The sequence below is a fragment of the Streptomyces sp. NPDC003300 genome, from assembly GCF_040610915.1.
In the GTDB taxonomy this organism is placed as follows: Bacteria; Actinomycetota; Actinomycetes; order Streptomycetales; family Streptomycetaceae; genus Actinacidiphila.
This window is the reverse complement of record NZ_JBEXNE010000017.1, coordinates 135,951-153,670: the sequence shown is the minus strand read 5'-3', so window position 1 is coordinate 153,670 and position 17,720 is coordinate 135,951. Positions and strand designations below refer to the sequence as shown.

Sequence of the window (17,720 nt, the reverse complement as noted above, 5' to 3'; positions counted from 1 at the left end):
TTGTCGTGGGCTTTCGGGTAATTCCGGGCGCACGCCTATTGACCGGCCGCTGAGATGGACTTAGGTTCTCCACGGCTCCTGTTGAATCGTTATATGGTCTGCCCCGCTTCGGATACGGCGCGTCCCCCGTGGCCCGCGCCCGGCGACCGGCCCCGCACCGCCCCTGTGAGGCGGGCCCGTTCGGCGCGACGACGGAATGAATCGATTGACCGGGCAGGCGGCGCCGCACCACGGCCGCGCACCGCGCGACGTACTCCAGAGGGGACACCGATGACCGCACACCCCGCAGCGCAGCCCGACGGCGGGCGGCCCGCACGGGCCCGACCGGCCAGGCTCGTACGGGCGTTGACCGCCGCCCTGCTGCTCACCTCGGCCACCGGACTGCTGCCCGCCGTCACCGGACAGGCCGCGGCCGACAGTGGCACGGCCGCCTGCCGCTGGCTGCACTCCAAGGCCGCCCCGGAACAGCGGGCCGCGCAGGTGCTCGCGCGGATGACCACCGACGAGAAGCTGTCGATGACCCACGGCAGCCAACTCCCCGGCTACGCGGGCGTGGTGGCCCCCCTGCCCCGGCTGTGCATACCCGCGCTGAACCTCAACGACGGGGGAGCGGGCGTGGTGATGGGCGGCACGACGGCCATGCCCGCTCCGGTCGCCGCCGCCGCCACCTGGGACCCGGCCGTGGAGACCGCGTACGGACAGGTCGTCGGCGCCGAGGCGAAGACCAAGGGCGTCAGCGTCAACCTCGGACCCGATGTGAACCTGGAGCGCGACCCGCGCGGCGGACGCGTCTTCGAGATGGCCGGTGAAGATCCCTACCTGTCCGGCGCGATGGCCACCAAGTACGTCCAAGGCGTCCAGTCCCAGGGCGTGATGGCCGACCTCAAGCACCTCGCGGCCAACGACACCGAGCAGAACCGCAACAACGGCAACGCCATCGTCGACGAACGCACCCTCAACGAGATCTACTACCCGGCGTTCAAGCAGGCCGTCCAGCAGGGCGACGCCGCCTCCATCATGGCCGCCACCAGCCTGGTCAACGGCGTCCACTCCAACGAGGACGCGTATCTGCTGAACCGGACCGCCAAGCAGGACTGGGGCTTCGACGGATTCGTCGTCACCGACTGGGACGGCGCCCGCAGCACCGTCCGGGCCGCCAACGCCGGTCTCGACCTCACCATGCCCGCCCCCGGCAACTTCGGACAGCCGCTCGCCGACGCCGTCCGCTCCGGGCAGGTCGGCATGGCCGTGCTCAACGACAAGGTCGCCCGGCTGCTCACCGAGGAATTCGCCTACGGCCTCTTCGACACCGCACCGGGCTCGCCCTCCGCGACCGCGACCACCCCCGCGCACGTCGTCACCGCGCGCGACATCGCGGCGCAGGGCACCGTCCTGATGAAGAACGCGGGCCGGCTGCTCCCGCTCGACCCCGCCAGGACGCCCACGGTCGCCGTGATCGGCGCCGCCGCCAAGGACGCGCCGATCACCGGAGGCGGCGGCAGCTCGCACGTACCCGTGGACGCCTCGTCCGTCGTCACCGTCGCCGACGGCATCGCCCAACGGCTCGGGACCAAGGGCCGCGTCGACTACCTCGGCGCCTGGGCCGCCCGGGCGTCCTCCTCGGCCGGCCCCTCCGACCAGCCGCACAACATGGTCGACGGCAACGCGGGCACCCGCTGGTCCACCGGCACCCCGATGGCCGACGGCCAGTGGGTCAGCGTCGACATGGGCGCCTCGCACAGCATCGACCGGGTCACCCTGGACGCGGGCAACAGCACCGACTACGCCCGCGGTTACCGCGTCCTGCTCTCCGCGGACGGCGCCACATGGGGCGACCCGGTCGCCGAGGGCGCCGGCGCCGGACAGGTCGTCACCGCGACCTTCGCCGCCCGGCAGGCCCGCTACATCAGGATCGAACAGACCGGCACCGCCGACAGTTGGTGGTCGATCGCCGAACTGACCGCCTTCGGCGCGGACGGCACCGGCGCCCAGGTCGCCATCGGCAGAACCGGAGTCGACGTCCCCGGCGTGACCGACAAGCTGCCGACCGTACCGGCCGCGACCTTCACCACCGCCGACGGCCAACCCGGCCTGACCACGCAGTACTTCAACAACCTCGACCTGTCCGGCACCCCCGCGCTCACCCGCGTCGAGCCGACCGTCGACGACCACTACACGGCCGCGCCCGGCCCAGGTGTCAACCCGGCCGGATTCTCCGTGCGGTGGAAGGGCTACCTGACGGCACCCGTCACCGGCACGTACACCTTCTCGATGGCCAACACCGGCGGCATCCGGATGACCCTCGACGGGCAGCCGGTCTTCCAGGACTGGGCGCAGTACGGCCCCGGCGTGTCCGCGATCCGCCTCAAGGGCGGCGTGCGGACCCCGATCACGGTCGAGAACTACCAGCCGGTCAACGGCCCCACGGGACCGGTCGCCGGGACGCCGACCAGCCCGCCGGGCAACGGCTCGGTCACCCTGGGCTGGCAGGTGCCCGACACCGCGGCCATCGCCGCCGCGGCGGCCGCCGCCCGACAGGACAGCGTCGCCGTGGTCGTCGTCAACGACGACGAGAGCGAGGACGGCGACCGGCAGAATCTCACCCTGCCCGGCGCGCAGGACGACCTCGTCGCCGCCGTCGCCGCGGCCAACCCGCACACGATCGTCGTCCTCAACACCGGCGCGCCCGTGCTCATGCCGTGGCTCGGCAAGGTCGACGGCGTCCTCGAGTCCTGGTACGGCGGCCAGCAGAACGGCGCCGCACTGGCCTCCGTCCTGTTCGGCGACGTCAATCCCTCGGGCAAGCTGCCCCAGACCTGGCCCGCGAGCATGGCGCAACTGCCGACCGCCGACCCGTCCCGCTACCCGGGCACCGTCGATGTGGCCACCAACACCACCGACTACCACTACAGCGAGGGACTCGAGGTCGGCTACCGCTGGTACGACGCCCACCACCTCACCCCGCTCTTCCCGTTCGGCTACGGCCTGACCTACTCGTCCTTCTCCTTCAGCGGGCTCACCGTCTCACCGGGCGTCACCGGCACGACCGGGCCGGTGAAGGTCTCCGCGACGGTGAAGAACACCGGCACCCGTACCGCCTCCGAGGTCGCCCAGCTCTACGTCGGCGACCCGGCGGGCGCGGGCGAACCCCCCAAGCAGCTCAAGGGATTCCAGCGCGTCACCCTCCGGGCCGGACAGTCGCGGCGCGTCACCTTCACCCTCGCGCCCGACGACCTGCGCACCTGGGACTCCAAGGCCCACGCCTGGACGACGATTCCGGGCACGTACCGGATCTACGTCGGTAACTCCTCCCGCGATCTGCCGCTGACCGGCGCCCACACCCTCACCACGGCCACCGGCGCCCGTACCGTCACCGCGCAGGTCCCCGCCGCGCTCGACCCCGTCCACGGCAACGTGGTCACCACCACCCTCACCGCGGGCGGCACGCGCACGCTCCAGCACGTCCGGCTCGGTCTCGACGTACCCGCCGGATGGACCGTACGGGCCCTGACGCCCGCCACCTTCAACCGTGTCGACCCCCGCACCCGCCCGCGCACCTCATGGCTGGTGACCCCGCCCGCCGACGCGCAGAACCGCCTGTGGCGGCTCACCGCGACGGCGACGGCGAGCGGCGGATTCAGCGTCTCCGGCGGCCAACAGGTCACCACCGCGCCGCTGGTGGCCGCGCGACTGACCTCCGCCACCAAGCTGGCACGCACCGGCACCGCGTTCCCCGCGACCCTCACCCTGCGCAACGCGACCGACCAGACCGTCACCGTCACCGCCGACATCAAGGCGCCGACCGGCGTCACCGTCACACCGTCCCGGGCCGCGGTGACCCTGCGCCCCCGCGCCACCGCCACCACCAAGCTGACCGTCACCGTCGGCGCGAACGCCACCTCCGCGGCGCTCGACCTCACCGGTACCGCCACCGTGGCCCGCCACGACCACCCGCTCGACGGCGGATCGCTCGCACTGCCCCTGCTGTACGGATCACTCGCCGCCGCCTACGACAACACCGGGGTCGGCGACGAGACCGCCCCCGGCGCGGCCGACTTCGACGGCGCGGGATTCAGCTACTCCGCCCAGGCCCTCGCCGACGTCGGCGTCAAGCCGGGCCAATCCGTCGCACACGGCCCGGCCACCTTCACCTGGCCGGACCCGGCACCGGGCGGCGCGGACAACGTGGTCGCGGCCGGACAGCACATCGCGGTGGACACGAGCGGATCTGCCCTGTGGTTCCTCGGCGCCGCGAACAACGGCAGCGGATCGGGCACCGGCACCCTCACGTACACCGACGGCAGCACCGCCCCGTTCACCCTCGCCCTCACCAACTGGACCCCGAGCACCCCGCTCCCCGAGGACGAGCCCGTCGCCACCGCACCCCGCTGGAACCGTCCGCCGAACAGCGGCTATCCGGCCGACACCGCCGTCAGCCTGTACGCCACCAGGATCCCGCTGGCCGCGGGCAGGACGCTGGCGTACGTCACCCTGCCGACCACGGTCACCGGCGATCAGGCGGGCACCCGGCTGCACGTCTTCGGCCTGACCGTCACCTAGGGCCGACAGGACCCGCCGGACCATGACCGCCGTTCCCCGTCCACCCCTCCCGGGCGGGGAACGGTACCGCCGAGTGCCGTACACGCCGGGCCGGGCACGACTAAGGTGTGCCCGGCCCGCACCCGCCCGGCGGGCCGGATGTTCCTTGGGGGGACCGTCATGCGTATCTCACTGCGCGCCTCACTGCGCGCCACCTTATTGACCACCGCCGTCGCGCTCGGACTTGTGGCCGGGGGAGTCGCCCCCGCGCAAGCCGCGACCGGCTACGACCGGTGCCCGCAGGGCGCCCTGTGCCTGTTCGACCAGCCCGGCGGCCAGGGGACCATGACGTCCTATACCGCCGCGCAGCCGACCCTCGGCGCGTGGGACGACAAGGCGTCCTCGGTCTACAACCGCACCGGCTACCACGCCCTGTGCATGTACAGCCTGGCCGACTACCAGTACCTCGACGCCGTCCACGACGTCGAGGCCGACACCACCGGCACCGGCGACGACCGCTGGGAGCTTTCGCGGTTCACCAGTCCCGGCGCCACCCTCGACCACAACCTCAGCTCCTTCCGCTGGGCGCACACCCTGCGGGAGTGCCAGGGAGGCCCCGAGTACCTGCCGTGGTTCGCGCCGTACGGAGTCTTCAAACGCCCCGCCCAGCCGTTCGGCGATCTCAACGGCGACGGCCGCCAGGACCTGCTGCTGCGGACGTATTCCGGAAAGCTGTGGCGGCTGCCCGGCGACGGCACCGCCGGTCTTGAGGGGTCCGGCTGGAACTCCATGTCGGCGCTGACCCGGCACGGCGATCTCAACGGCGACGGCACGGAGGACCTGCTGGCCCGCGACACCACCGGCCGGCTGTGGATGTACCCGGGCACCGGCCGCGGCACCTTCGGCGCCCGGCTCCTGGTGGGCCCCGGCTGGAACACGATGACCGCCGTCACCGCCGCCGGAGACCTCGACGGCGACGGCAAGGGCGATCTGCTGGCCCGCGACACCACCGGCCAGTTGTGGATGTACCCCGGCCGGGGCGACGGCACCTTCGGCACCCGCCTGCTCGTCGGTCCCGGCTGGAACGTGATGGGCGCCTTCGCCGCCCCCGGCGACCTGACCGGCGACGGCCGCCCCGACCTCGTCGTGACCGAGCTGTCCACGGGCAAGCTGTGGCTCTATCCGGGCGACGGACACGGCCGCCTCGGCGCCCGCGTCCTGGCGGGCACCGGCGGCTGGACGCCCTTCACCACGCTCCTCGGCATCGGCGACCTGACCGGTGACCTGCTGCCCGATCTCGTGGCCGCCACCACCGGGCAGATGCGCGTGTACTCGGCGGGGACGTCGGAGGGCGTCTTCGACACCGGGGCGCGCGTGAGCCTGTCCGAGGACGACGCGCTGTTCTGATCCCGCCGGTAGACCGGACGGGTGCCTCCGGCGGACGGCCCGCCAGGGAGTCGAGGAGGCCGCGCGTGGCGGTCGGTGCGCCGATCGCCGCGCTGGTCCGGTGACTCCCGGCGCGGACCGCTCAGGCGGAGGCGCGGACCCTGATCAGCGGCGCGTCCCGCGAGAACTCCCGGAATCCGACGCCGTAGTACAGGGCGCGCGCCGCCGGATAGCCCGGCGCGCCCAGGCAGGCGACGGTCGCGTGCGTGGCCCCGGCGGCCCGCGCGCGACGCATGCCGTGCAGGAGCATCGCCCTGGCCAGCCCCAGACGCCGGTATTCCGGATGGGTGCCGACCGGCTCGAACTCGACGGTCGCGTTCGCCTCGTCGAACCACATGATGGTCGAGGACGCCATCGTCGCGTCCGGCGCCTCCACCAGGAGGTGCAGATCCGCGCGGTAGCCCGTCGCCCGCCGGACACCCTCATAGCTCTCGGCCGTGTACGTCGAGGGCGCCCACGCGTCCACATGGGCCCGGACCGCGGCCTGCGGTCCCGCCTCCTCGGCGGTGCGGAACCGGAATCCGTCCGGCAGCAGCGGCTCCTCGACGTCGGTCAGCTCCCGCTCGTTGAGCTGCGTCCAGGACCCCTTCTCGCCGAGCGAGGCCGGATCGGGCTCGTAGCCGTGCGCCGCCCACCGCGCCAGGCCGAACGTGTCGGCGGCGCTCGGCACCACCGTCCGCTCGACGTCCGGCGTCGTGGCGTGGAACCAGTCGATCACCTCATCGACCAGTCCCGCGTGGTCGGGGTGGACCTGATACGCCAGATAGGCGCCGGTCGCATCCCGCACAGAACCGTCGCTGCGCCGCAGCCGGTGTGGAAGCTGGGCCCAGCCCCACGCGACCGGCTCCCCGCCGGAGAACCACAGCCGCCGCGGCCAGTTCGCGCCGCCGGCGGCGTGCCCCTTGCCCCAGTTCCACGCCAGCTCGCCGTACGACGCGTCGGTGTTCACCAGGTCAGGGCGCACGGCGGTGACGCGCTGCGCCATGTCCTGCATGAGCTGTACGTCCGCGGCGGTCAGCAGCTCGAAGTCGGTCATGGTCCGCCACAGTGTCAGGACTCGGCGGAGCCGTCGAACGGTTTTCCGGGCCCACCGGTCGCGGCGGCCGAGAACACGGGCGGGCGTGTCGTCACCGGCCTCGGGTGCGGCAGAGCCGGATCGGGCTCAGCCCTCACCGGGGCGCGGGGCGTCCGATTCGGCGGGGAAGCAGTCCAGCCGGGCGGCGGCCAGTTCCTGGAGTGTGCCGCCCGCCGTCAGCCAGCCGAGCAGGCACGACGGCAGTAACCAGGGCCGCAGCGAGGTCGTCACCGGTACGAAGGTGATCTGCCGGTCCGTGGTGTCGAGCACCGCCCAACCGCCGTCCCTGACCAAGGGAACGGCCGCTATCCGGCAGGTGTCGTGCGCCGCGGTGACGGCCAGCAGCCAGCGGCTCGCGTCGCCTGCCGAGCGCGACCTGCTCCCGTAGAGCACATCGGCGAGCTGCCGCCACTTCGGCGCCTCGTGGGTGTCCGCGTCGACCACGAAGTGCTCGTCCAGGACGCGGTGTTCACCCGGCAGGGCCGCGCCGGGCGCGGCCGACAGGACGGCTTGCCGCCCCGGCGTCCGTACGGCCAGCGAGAGCGCGGGCGCCGGTCGGTCGGCCACCGAGGCCGTGGGCATGTCCCTTTGCGTGACGGCGAGTTCGACGCCGAGGTTCATACCGAGTTCGACACTGACCAGACATCGGCCGCTCGGCGGCTGAGGTCCGTCCGCCCATGCCGCCGACCCGCTGTCCATCGCCATCCGGGCCGTCCTCCCCCCGCTCACCCGCTGGACCCGTCGGAACCGCTGGGTCCGCCGAGCCCCCGAGCCCTGAGCGCCTCCGGTACGGCTCTCACGAAGAGGCCGGGGACCGGGCCGTTCTGTGACTCGACAGGACATCAAACCGGCATTTCGCCCGCGTTACGATCAGCGAACAAGCGATGACGGATTCCCGTACCTGTCTGGCGCGTTGGGGATCGCCGCAGGCGCGCGCTCAGCGCTCCGCGCGGTCGAAGCGGCGGATGAAGCGGCGCTGCCACGGCGTCTCCACGGCGCGGTGGTGATAGTGCCGGCGGATGAAGGCGACGGCCTCGTCCGCCGGGACCCCGTCCAGAACGGCCATGCAGGCGAGGGCTGTTCCGGTCCGCCCGATGCCGCCGCCGCACGCGACCTCCACCCGCTCGTCCGCCGCCCGGGCCAGCGCTTCCTCGAAGGCCGCCCGCGCCTGCCGTCGATCGGCGGGCAGCCGGAAATCCGGCCAGCGCACCCACCGCGCCTCCCAGCGCGTCAACGGCGGCTCGCCGCCCAGCAGATAGACGCCGAAGGACGGCGTCGGGCCCGCCGGAAGCGGTCGGCGCAGACCGCGCCCGCGCACCAGCGCACCGGACGGAAACCGCACGATCCCGTCGCCCGACGGGTCCCAGCTCTCGGTCATCCCGGCACCCTACCGAGACCCGCCGGTCACGACCCGTGCGCGGAGCCCGCCGCCACACCGGGCGCGGCGAGCGCGCGCGGACAGGCGATCATGGCCGGTCTGTCCAGCCGCTCGGTCGACGCCCTGCTGATAGCGGGCGACCGCGACCTCATCGACCACCTCCCGCTGCTGGCGGACGCGCTTCCCCGTCGTGCTCTGCGCCTGGGAGAACGCGGCCCCGAGCTGTTCCCCGTCCTCACCAGCGACTGCGAGGGCGCCGGTCACCTCGCGGGACGGCGCCTGCGCGGCCTCGGCCACGAGCGGGTCGCCGCCGTCGCCAGCCCCGCGCACACCGTCCGGATCGCGGGCTTCCGCCGCGCCTTCGCCGCCGCCGGCCTCGCCGTACCCGACACCGCCGTCCTCCTCGCCCCGGAACCGACCCCCGAGGGCGGCTTCGCCGCCGCGACCGCCGCCCTCACCGCCGACCCGCGCGTGACCGGCGTCTTCGCCACCCACGACGTTCTCGCACTCGGCGCGCTGGAGGCCGCCGGAGCCCTCGGCCGCTCCGCCCCGGACGACCTCTCGGTCGTCGGCCCCGACGGCAACGCCGAGGTCCGGCTCTCCCGACCGGCCCTCACCACGGTCGCCATCCCCGAACGCCAGATGGCCCGACAGGCCGTCGAACTCCTCCTGCGCGCCATCCCCCCCGCACCGGCCCGCGGACCGCCACCCTCCACCTCCTGCGCCCCGACCTGATCGTGCGCCACGGAACCGGACCCGCCCGGAAGCGTTCCGACAGCTGACGCCCGGTCACGACGGGGCCGGGGGAGGCGGGTACGGCGGCGGCAGCGCGAGCCGCCTGACGTACCCGCCGCGACCACGGCTCAGGAGTCGTCGCCGCCTCGGCCCCGGTGCTGACCGCCGTCGTCCGCGCCGTGCCCGCTCCCATGACCGTCGCCCGACCGGTCACCGCCGTGGTCGTCGGCTCCGGGGGAGCGGGTCGGGCTCGGAGTGCCGCCGCCGTGGTCGTCACCTCCGGGCGAACGCGTCGGGCGGGGAGTCGCCGCGCCCCGGCCGCCACCACGGTGACCGTCCAGGCTGACGGTGCCGGAGGTCGCGTTCACCCTCAACTCGCGTAGCACGCCGTCCTTTCCGAGCACCCTGACCTCCCAGAAATCCGCGCCGGAACGCTCGACGGAGACGACCGTCCCCGGATACAGCGTGAGCGCGGCGGTCACGGCCTCGGCCGCCGTGAGGCCGGTGCTGCTGGGAGTCGGGGCGCCGGTGCGCGGGACGCCCGTCGGGGCACCGGTCGACGGCGTACGGCGGTCGCCGCCGTGGTCGTCGCCCGCGTCGTGCGGGGACGTGGCGCTCGGGACTGCCGTCGCACGGCCGCCGTGGTCGTCACCCGCGGCGATGGCGGTGTAGCCGCCACCGGCGAGCAGGGCCGCCGCGGCGACGGCGGCGACGGTGATGTTGCGCTTCATGAGGAGCCTCCCCGGCCGGGCTGTACCCGGCCTGTGTCGTTGCTGTGTCCGTGCCAACACGATGGCCGGAGCAAGCTGAAGGCAGCCTGAAGCGACCTGAAGATCGCTTCAGGTTCGATTTGGGAGGGTGGGCCCATGCGCTTGCTGATCGTGGAGGACGAGAAGAGACTCGCCGTCTCCCTGGCCAAGGGACTGACGGCCGAGGGCTTCGCCGTGGACGTCGTCCACGACGGGCTCTCGGGACTGCACCTGGCCGGAGACCGCGCCTACGACCTCGTCGTCCTCGACATCATGCTGCCCGGCATGAACGGCTACCGCGTGTGCGCCGCGCTGCGCGCCGCGGGCAACGACGTACCGATCCTGATGCTCACGGCCAAGGACGGCGAGTACGACGAGGCCGAGGGCCTGGACACCGGCGCGGACGACTATCTGACCAAGCCTTTCTCCTACGTCGTGCTCGTCGCACGGGTGAAGGCACTGTTGCGCCGCCGGGCCTCTCCCGGTGCCTCGCCGGTCCTGCGGGTCGGCGGCCTCGCCGTCGACACCTCCGCCCGGCGCGTGTTCCGCGGCGAGGACGAAGTGGCGCTCACCGCCAAGGAGTTCGCGGTCCTCGAACAACTCGCCGTCCGGGCGGGCCAGGTGGTCGGCAAGCCGGAGATCCTGGAGCACGTCTGGGACTTCGCCTACGACGGCGACCCCAACATCATCGAGGTCTACATCAGCGCGCTGCGCCGCAAGCTGGGCGCGGCCACCATCCAGACGGTACGCGGCGCGGGTTACCGCCTGGTCACGTCATGAGGCGCCGCCCGCTCGGCTCCGTGCAGGCCAAGACGGTGCTGGGCGCGACCGCCGTGGTGACCGTGGCGATGGTGGCCGCCGGGATCGCGGTCCTCCTCTCGCTCGGCGCCAACCTCACCGAGCAGGCCCAGAGCCAGGCCAACGACACCGCACGCCGCGTCGCCGTGACCGTCGCGACCCGCAAGGCGGACGCCGCGCTCTACTCCGGACTCGCCCTCCCCGACGACGCGCCCGTCCAAGTGACCACCACGGACGGGCGGTTGCTCGCCGCGAGCAGGACCCTGGAGAAGATCAGCGGCACGGGCGTGCCGGACGTCAGGCCGCGTGGGTCTGCGCCCGAGCCGACACCTACCGTCAGTCCGACCTCGGCACCGACGCCGCCACCGACCGCGTCGCCGAGCGGGACCGCCGACGACCACGGCGGCGCAGGCGGCGGCCGTGGCCGGGGCAGGGGCGGGCGCGACGGCGACGCGCAGGAGACGACCCCCAGCGGCCGGGGGAGCGACGACCACGCCACGCCCACCGGCACCGCCGACCCCGTCGTCGGCGAGATCAGCGGCACCGTCCAAGAGGGCGCGGGACACGCCACGTTGGACGGCCGCGGCGCCGCCTACCGGTTCGCGACGGTCAAGGCCACCGACCTCGCGGGGCAGACGGTCCTGGTCCACGCGGGCGCCTCGCTCGCGGCGCGCGAGAGCGCCGTGCGCACCACCACCGTGGTCATGCTGGCGGGACTGCCCGTCCTGCTGGCGGTCGTCGGCGGCGTGACCTGGCTGGTCACCCGCCGCGCACTGGCCCCGGTCGCGGGCATCCGCCGCGAGATGGCCGCCATCACGGCCTCGGAGGACCTCTCCCGGCGCGTGCCGGAGCCCGTGGCGCACGACGAGGTGGCCCGGCTGGCCCGGACCACCAACGAAACGCTCACCGCCCTCGAAGCGTCCGTCGAGCGGCAGCGCCGCTTCGTCGCCGACGCCTCGCACGAACTGCGCAGCCCGATTGCCTCCCTGCGCACGCAGCTCGAAGTGGGCTCCGCGCACCCGCAGTTGCTCGACGTCCCCGGCGCCGTCAAGGACACCGTGCGACTCCAGCAACTCGCGGCCGACCTGCTCCTGCTCGCCCGCCTCGACGCGGGGGAGACCCCGACACAACGGCCGGTCGATCTGGCCGCGTTGGTGCGCGAGGAGGCCGAGGGGCGGGCCGCCGACCGTACGCCGGTCGCCGCCGACATCGGTCAGGACGCCGCCTTGAGAGCGGAAGTCAACGGGTCACGGGGCCAGTTGGCCCGGCTCGTGCGCAATCTGCTCGACAACGCCCAACGGCACGCCCGCACCGAGGTCACCGTGTCCGTACGCCGCGGGGACGGCCGGATCGTGCTCGCGGTTGCAGACGACGGCGCAGGCGTACCGGAGGCCGAGCGCGAGCGGATATTTGAGCGGTTCGTACGGCTCGACGAGGCCCGCAGCCGGGACGACGGCGGGGCCGGACTCGGCCTGGCCATCGCCCGCGACGTGGCGCACCGGCACGGCGGCACGCTCACCGTCGGCGCAGCGCCGAGCGGCGGCGCCCGCTTCGAACTCCGGCTGCCGGCCGCCGATGTGTGACCCCGTCAGTTCCAAGTTAGTTCCACGGCATGCGCGAGCGGTGATCCCAGTACGCGGCCGGTGTCTGCGCCAACTCGGTGACGAGGAGGCCGAGTTGCGCGTCGTCGAGGCGGACGTCAGTCGCGCGCAGATTCGAGGCCAGTTGGTACTCGGTCGCCGCTCCCGACAGCACCACGTCGACCCACGGCTGACGCAGCGCGGCGGCCAGCGCCAGAGCGTCGTAGGAGGCTCCCGTCGCCTCGGCGACCGGAGCCAGCACCGCGTCCAGTCGCGGGTCGCGTTCGGCGAGACGCCCGTTGGCGAGACCTTCCTTGATGATGACGGTACGACCCGCCTCGTGCGCCTCCGCCAAGGCGGGGCCCGCCGACGGCTCCAGGACATTCCAGGTGGACTGGACGCTGCCGAACACCGGACGCCCGTCGACGCCGACATCGAGAGCGGCGCGGATCGCGTCACCCTGCCGGGGCCCGCTGGTCGAGATGCCCACGGCCACCCCCTGATCGGCGAGCGCCACCAGCCGCCGGTGCAGGACGGGATCGGTGAGAGCCGGGCTGTCCGGTGTCACCGAATGCACCTGGTAGAGGTCGAGCCGGTCGCCGAACAGCCCGCGCGTCTCGGCGAGTTGACGGTCGTAGACCCCGACGCTGTGGTCCTTGACCTCATGGGTCTCCGCGTCGACCCGCCAGTCCGCCGTATAGGTGTAACCCCACTTGCTGCCGACCATGACCCCTGGCCGGTCACCGCCCGCGTCCAGCCACTCGGCCAGGAACTCCTCGGCCCGGCCGTACGAGCGCGCCGCGTCGAAGTAGCGCACGCCGTGCGCGTACGCGAAGTCCAGCACCTCGTGCGTCCGCCGACGCATCGCCGCCACGTCCCGGCCCGGCGGCAGATCCCGCTCCCGGCCGAGATTGATGTATCCGGGCCGCCCGAGAGCGGCCAGGCCGAGGCCGATCCGGTGGGGTACGTCGGCGAGCGACGGCGGCGGCTGCGTGACCATGCGACGGCTCCTGACCGTGGGGCGACTGCGACTGCGACTGCGACTGCGACTTTGATGACGAGGACGGCTGCGGCCGTGCGGCGCGGGCGTACACCCGCGACATCCCGCCCACCCGCATGATCACCGTACGTCGCCCGCCGCCGCGCCCGTCACCCGCCGCACCGACCGGGCCCGCACCGGCCGTGCCCGCCCCGACCCGTACCGTCCTTGACCGGCCCGGACCGTACCGCCCCGGCGTACCGCCCTACGGCTTCGCCCCGTCCGACCAGCGGTAACACAGCTCCGGGCGGCCGACCTGCCCGTACTGCGGGCTGCGGACCGCGAGCCCGGTGTCGACCAGGTGCTCCAGATAGCGGCGGGCCGTGATGCGCGAGACCCCCGCCGCCTGCGCCGCCGAAGCCGCCGACAAACCGCCGTCCGCCGCCGCCCGCAAGGCCGAGGTCACCGCTTCGAGGGTCGCACCGCTCAGCCCCTTCGGCAGCACGGTGGCCTGCGGACTGCGCAGCGCCCCCAGCACCCGGTCCACCTCGTCCTGCCCGGACGCCTCACCGCCCGCCGCGTCACTGCGGTAGCGCGCCCAGCGCTCCAGCCGGTCCCGCAGCGAGGGGAAGGTGAACGGCTTGAGCAGATACTGCACGACCCCGAGCGAGACGGCCTGCCGTACGACCGCGAGATCCCGCGCCGAGGTCACCGCCACCACATCGGCGCTCTGCCCCGCGCTGCGCATCCGTCGTACCAGGTCGAGACCGTGGCCGTCCGGCAGATGGAGGTCGAGCAGCACCAGGTCCACAGGCTGCCGGTCCAGCAGGCGCAGGGCGGCGCCGCCGGTGTGGACGACGGCCACCACCGCGAAGCCGGGCAGCCGCTCGACGTACATCCGGTGCGCGTCGGCCGCCACGGGATCGTCCTCGACGACCAGGACCCTGATCACGCGCGTGCCTCCTGCCCCAGCGGCAGCCGTACGGTGAACTCCGCGCCGCCGCCCTCGGCGCGGTCGAGGCCGACCGTGCCGCCCGCGCGCCGCGCGGCCTGCTCGACCAGGGCGAGGCCGAGACCGTGGCCCTCGCTCTTGGTGGTCCAGCCGCGCCGGAACACCTCGCGGATGGTGGCGGGGTCGACGCCGCGCCCGGAGTCGGTGACTTTCAGCAGCAGCTCGTCCTCCTCGACCTTGGCCCGTACGGTGACCGACGGCCGGCCGCCGCCGCGCGCGGCGCCCTCGACGGCCGCGTCGATCGCGTTGTCTATCAGGTTTCCCAGCACGGTGACCAGGTCGCGGGCGGTGAGCGCGGGCGGCAGGACCCCGTCGTCGATCCGGCTGTCCTCGGTGACGGTCAACTCAACCCCGCGCTCGTGGCTCTCGGCGGCTTTGCCGAGCAGCAGCGCCGCGAGCACCGGTTCGCCGACCGCCGCCACCACCCGGTCGGTGAGCGCCTGGGCGAGTTCCAGCTCCGAGGTGGCGAAGTCCACCGCCTCCTGCGCGCGGCCCAGTTCGATCAGCGACACGACGGTGTGCAGCCGGTTGGACGACTCGTGGGCCTGGGAACGCAGCGCCTCGGCGAAGCCGCGCACCGAGTCCAACTCCCCGGTCAGCGCCTGGAGATCGGTGTGGTCGCGGAGGGTGACCACGGTGCCGCGGCGCTCGCCGCCGCGTACCGGCGAGGTGTTCACGACCACGACCCGCTCGGACGTCAGGTGCACCTCGTCGACCCGCGGCTCGGCGGCCAGCAACACGCCGGTCAGCGACACCGGCAGGCCGAGCGTGTCCACGTACCGGCCGACGACCTCCTGCTCGCCGAGACTCAGCAGCTCGCGCGCCGCGTCGTTGCACAGCGCGACCCTGCGGTCGGCGTCGAGCAGGATCAGGCCCTCGCGCAGCGCGTGCAGCGTCGCCTGGTGATAGTCGTACATCCGGCTCAGCTCCGTCGCGGCCATCCCGTGGGTGTGCGTGCGCAGCCGTCGGTTGGCCACATACGTGCCGAGGCCGCCGACGACGAGCGCGGCCAGCGCCACCGCGACCAAGGCGGTGAGCTGCTTGCGGACCTGCTGGCTGATGGTGTCGACCTTGATGCCGACGCTCACCAGCGCGACGATCCGGTCGCCGGAGCGGACCGGCGTCACGACGCGTACCGAGGCGCCGAGCGAACCGGTGTACGTCTCGGTGAACGTCTGCCCGCGCAGGGCGGGGCCGATGTGGCCGAGGAAGTGCTTCCCGATCAGCGACCTGTCGGGATGGGTCCAGCGGATGCCGTGGGTGTCCATGATCGTCACGAAGTCCACGCCCGCGTCCGCGGCGACGCGGTCGGCGTACGGCTGGAGGGCCGCGGTGGGATCGGCGGAGCGCGCCGCCCGCACGACGGTGTCGGAGTCCGCGACGGCGGTGGCCGCGGCGGAGACCCGGTCACGGGCCGCGTCCTCGGCCCGGCTGCCCGCGTTGACGTACGCCAGCACGGCGCAGCCGCCGACCACCAGGGCCACGATCACCACCTGCACGGCGAAGAGCTGACCGGCCAGGCTGCGCGGCCGGGTCCGAGTGCGGCGGAAGCGGCTCAGTCCGGGCACGGTGAACCGGGCGGCCGGGCTCGCCGCGCCGGCCTGGTGCGTCGGTCCGGCCGCCGTGCTCGACGTGGGGGGTATGGCGGGCATGCACAACAGTGTGCACGCCAACCCGCGAACTCAATGAACGCAAACGTGACCTGGCTCACGCCCCGAGCGCATAGTCACCGGGACCTGTCCGATCGCGGGCGTTCGGGACGGCGCCCGCGGACCGAGGGAGACGAAGGTGTCAGCCCAGGCCCCCAGCGACGTCACGAGCCGTCGAGACCATACCCACTACCTCTACACCGCCGTCATCCTGGCGACGATCGCGGGCGCCGTGCTGGGCCTCCTCGCGCCCGGTGTGGCCGTCGAGCTGAAGCCGATCGGCACCGGCTTCGTCAATCTCATCAAGATGATGATCTCGCCCATCATCTTCTGCACACTCGTGCTCGGCATCGGATCCGTCCGCAACGCCGCCAAGGTCGGCAAGGTCGGCGGCCTCGCGCTCGGCTACTTCGTCACCATGTCGTTCGCCGCGCTCGCCGTCGGCCTGCTGGTCGGCAACATCCTGCACCCCGGCAGCGGGCTGCACCTGACCGAGGCGCTGAAGAACGCGGGCCAGGCCCAGGCCACCGACGCCCCCACCGAAGGCGTGGACTTCGTCCTCGGCATCATCCCGACCACCCTGGTCTCCGCCTTCACGCAGGGCCAGGTGCTGCAAACGCTGCTGGTGGCGCTGCTCGTCGGCTTCGCCCTCCAGGCCACGGGACCGGTCGGGGCGCCCGTGCTGCGCGGCGTCGGGCACATCCAGAAACTGGTCTTCCGCGTCCTGTCGATGATCATGTGGGCGGCCCCCGTCGGCGCGTTCGGCGCGATCGCCGCCGTCGTCGGCTCCGCGGGCGTGGACGCGCTCAAGGCGCTGGCCACGATCATGATCGGCTTCTACGTGACCTGCCTGATCTTCGTCGTGGCCGTCCTCGGCGCGGTGCTGTGGCTGTTCGCCAAGGTCAACCTCTTCCACCTGCTGCGCTACCTCGCCAGGGAGTTCCTGCTGATCGTCTCCACGTCGTCGTCGGAGTCGGCGCTGCCGCGGCTGATCGCCAAGATGGAACACCTCGGGGTGAGCCGGCCCGTCGTCGGCATCACGGTCCCGACCGGCTACTCCTTCAACCTCGACGGCACGATGATCTATCTGACGATGGCGTCGCTGTTCATCGCCGACGCGATGGACCAGCCGCTCTCCCTCGGCCAGCAGATCTCGCTGCTGCTGTTCATGATGATCGCCTCCAAGGGCGCCGCCGGGGTCTCGGGCTCCGGCATGGCCGTGCTCGCCAGCGGACTCCAGTCGCACCGTCCCGCGCTGGTCGACGGCATCGGTCTGATCGTCGGCATCGACCGCTTCATGAGCGAGGCCCGCGCCGTGACCAACTTCGCGGGCAACGCCGTCGCCACCGTCCTGATCGGCACCTGGACGAAGGAGTTCGACCGCGACCGCGCGCGGCGGGTCTTCGCGGGAGAGCTGCCCTTCGACGAGTCGACCCTGTCCGACGAGGACGACGCCTCCGCGCCGTCGGCCACGCCCGGCCAGCCCGTACCCGGCCGGCCCGCGCCTGATCAGTCCGCGCCCGATCGGTCCGCGCCCGAGGGAGCCCTGGTCAAGAAGGAGACCGCCGCCCTCTGACCTCCCGCGCCCTCCCGAACGGCCCCGTCGGAACTCCCCCTTCCGGCGGGGCCCGCGTGTGTGCCCGCCGCCCCGGAACGCCCGCCACCGGATCAACTCCCTGACGCGTGGCCGGAAGTGATCCACCTTCAGTTCGGACCGTCCACTCTTTTTGTCATCCCTATAACAACTTTTAGCAATCTCTGTGAAAGCTCTAGACCGACC

At 73.1% G+C, this 17,720-nt stretch carries 13 protein-coding genes; 6 read left to right on the top strand and 7 right to left on the bottom strand.

Translation table 11 applies throughout. The features are described from left to right. Positions 1-270 precede the first annotated feature (270 nt). Positions 271-4,560: a glycoside hydrolase family 3 C-terminal domain-containing protein gene (locus ABZX65_RS24150; protein WP_355343596.1), complete on the top strand. Its 4,290-nt coding sequence runs from the start codon at positions 271-273 to the stop codon at positions 4,558-4,560. A gap of 159 nt (positions 4,561-4,719) precedes the next feature. After that, a complete protein-coding gene (locus tag ABZX65_RS24145) occupies positions 4,720-5,946 on the top strand; it encodes an FG-GAP-like repeat-containing protein (protein WP_355343593.1) in 1,227 nt (408 codons plus the stop codon). A gap of 121 nt (positions 5,947-6,067) precedes the next feature. Here ABZX65_RS24145 and ABZX65_RS24140 read toward each other — a convergent pair whose 3' ends face one another. From ABZX65_RS24140 to ABZX65_RS24130, 3 genes are all read right to left on the bottom strand, one after another. Then, positions 6,068-7,021 (bottom strand): GNAT family N-acetyltransferase, encoded by a 954-nt coding sequence (locus ABZX65_RS24140; protein ID WP_355343590.1) that lies wholly within the window; start codon positions 7,019-7,021, stop codon positions 6,068-6,070. Positions 7,022-7,147: 126 nt separating this feature from the next. After that, entirely contained in the window at positions 7,148-7,765 is a 618-nt protein-coding gene (locus tag ABZX65_RS24135) for a hypothetical protein (RefSeq protein ID WP_355343587.1), read from the bottom strand. A 232-nt stretch (positions 7,766-7,997) separates the two neighbouring features. After that, positions 7,998-8,438 (bottom strand): protein-tyrosine phosphatase family protein, encoded by a 441-nt coding sequence (locus tag ABZX65_RS24130; protein ID WP_355343584.1) that lies wholly within the window; start codon positions 8,436-8,438, stop codon positions 7,998-8,000. A 90-nt stretch (positions 8,439-8,528) separates the two neighbouring features. On the opposite strand from ABZX65_RS24130, the gene ABZX65_RS24125 reads away from it, so the two are divergent. Continuing rightward, positions 8,529-9,173, top strand: a complete 645-nt coding sequence (locus ABZX65_RS24125) for a substrate-binding domain-containing protein (protein WP_355343581.1) — start codon at positions 8,529-8,531, stop codon at positions 9,171-9,173. A 128-nt stretch (positions 9,174-9,301) separates the two neighbouring features. On the opposite strand, the gene ABZX65_RS24120 is transcribed toward ABZX65_RS24125, so the two are convergent. Continuing rightward, complete coding sequence (locus ABZX65_RS24120) at positions 9,302-9,904, bottom strand: PepSY domain-containing protein (protein ID WP_355343578.1); 603 nt, start codon at positions 9,902-9,904, stop codon at positions 9,302-9,304. Between the two features lie 135 nt (positions 9,905-10,039). On the opposite strand from ABZX65_RS24120, the gene ABZX65_RS24115 reads away from it, so the two are divergent. After that, the gene (locus ABZX65_RS24115) at positions 10,040-10,702 is read left to right on the top strand and encodes a response regulator transcription factor (RefSeq protein ID WP_355343575.1); all 663 of its coding nucleotides are present in this window, start codon (positions 10,040-10,042) and stop codon (positions 10,700-10,702) included. Next, positions 10,699-12,303, top strand: coding sequence for a HAMP domain-containing sensor histidine kinase (locus tag ABZX65_RS24110; protein WP_355343572.1), 1,605 nt, complete (start codon positions 10,699-10,701; stop codon positions 12,301-12,303). The genes ABZX65_RS24115 and ABZX65_RS24110 overlap by 4 nt, the downstream gene beginning before the upstream one ends. 16 nt (positions 12,304-12,319) lie before the next feature. Here the strand turns inward: ABZX65_RS24110 and ABZX65_RS24105 are convergent, their stop codons facing one another. The 3 genes from ABZX65_RS24105 to ABZX65_RS24095 form a co-directional block, all read right to left on the bottom strand. Further along, positions 12,320-13,300, bottom strand: a complete 981-nt coding sequence (locus ABZX65_RS24105) for an aldo/keto reductase (RefSeq protein ID WP_355343569.1) — start codon at positions 13,298-13,300, stop codon at positions 12,320-12,322. Between the two features lie 244 nt (positions 13,301-13,544). Beyond that, on the bottom strand, positions 13,545-14,231 hold the full coding sequence (locus ABZX65_RS24100; protein WP_355343566.1) for a response regulator: 687 nt from the start codon (positions 14,229-14,231) through the stop codon (positions 13,545-13,547). Beyond that, entirely contained in the window at positions 14,228-15,943 is a 1,716-nt protein-coding gene (locus ABZX65_RS24095; protein ID WP_355343563.1) for a sensor histidine kinase, read from the bottom strand. The genes ABZX65_RS24100 and ABZX65_RS24095 overlap by 4 nt, the downstream gene beginning before the upstream one ends. Before the next feature lie 136 nt (positions 15,944-16,079). On the opposite strand from ABZX65_RS24095, the gene ABZX65_RS24090 reads away from it, so the two are divergent. Beyond that, positions 16,080-17,516, top strand: coding sequence for a cation:dicarboxylase symporter family transporter (locus tag ABZX65_RS24090; protein WP_355343560.1), 1,437 nt, complete (start codon positions 16,080-16,082; stop codon positions 17,514-17,516). Positions 17,517-17,720: the final 204 nt, after the last annotated feature.

What these genes read in the sequence shown, in the direction of transcription:
- ABZX65_RS24095 (WP_355343563.1), bottom strand. Translation starts at nt 15,943, where the DNA reads ATGCCCGCCATACCCCCCACGTCGAGCACGGCGGCCGGACCGACGCAC.
- ABZX65_RS24115 (WP_355343575.1), top strand. Translation starts at nt 10,040, where the DNA reads ATGCGCTTGCTGATCGTGGAGGACGAGAAGAGACTCGCCGTCTCCCTG.
- ABZX65_RS24130 (WP_355343584.1), bottom strand. Translation starts at nt 8,438, where the DNA reads ATGACCGAGAGCTGGGACCCGTCGGGCGACGGGATCGTGCGGTTTCCG.
- ABZX65_RS24110 (WP_355343572.1), top strand. Translation starts at nt 10,699, where the DNA reads ATGAGGCGCCGCCCGCTCGGCTCCGTGCAGGCCAAGACGGTGCTGGGC.
- ABZX65_RS24120 (WP_355343578.1), bottom strand. Translation starts at nt 9,904, where the DNA reads ATGAAGCGCAACATCACCGTCGCCGCCGTCGCCGCGGCGGCCCTGCTC.
- ABZX65_RS24140 (WP_355343590.1), bottom strand. Translation starts at nt 7,021, where the DNA reads ATGACCGACTTCGAGCTGCTGACCGCCGCGGACGTACAGCTCATGCAG.
- ABZX65_RS24135 (WP_355343587.1), bottom strand. Translation starts at nt 7,765, where the DNA reads ATGGCGATGGACAGCGGGTCGGCGGCATGGGCGGACGGACCTCAGCCG.
- ABZX65_RS24145 (WP_355343593.1), top strand. Translation starts at nt 4,720, where the DNA reads ATGCGTATCTCACTGCGCGCCTCACTGCGCGCCACCTTATTGACCACC.
- ABZX65_RS24105 (WP_355343569.1), bottom strand. Translation starts at nt 13,300, where the DNA reads ATGGTCACGCAGCCGCCGCCGTCGCTCGCCGACGTACCCCACCGGATC.
- ABZX65_RS24150 (WP_355343596.1), top strand. Translation starts at nt 271, where the DNA reads ATGACCGCACACCCCGCAGCGCAGCCCGACGGCGGGCGGCCCGCACGG.
- ABZX65_RS24125 (WP_355343581.1), top strand. Translation starts at nt 8,529, where the DNA reads ATGGCCGGTCTGTCCAGCCGCTCGGTCGACGCCCTGCTGATAGCGGGC.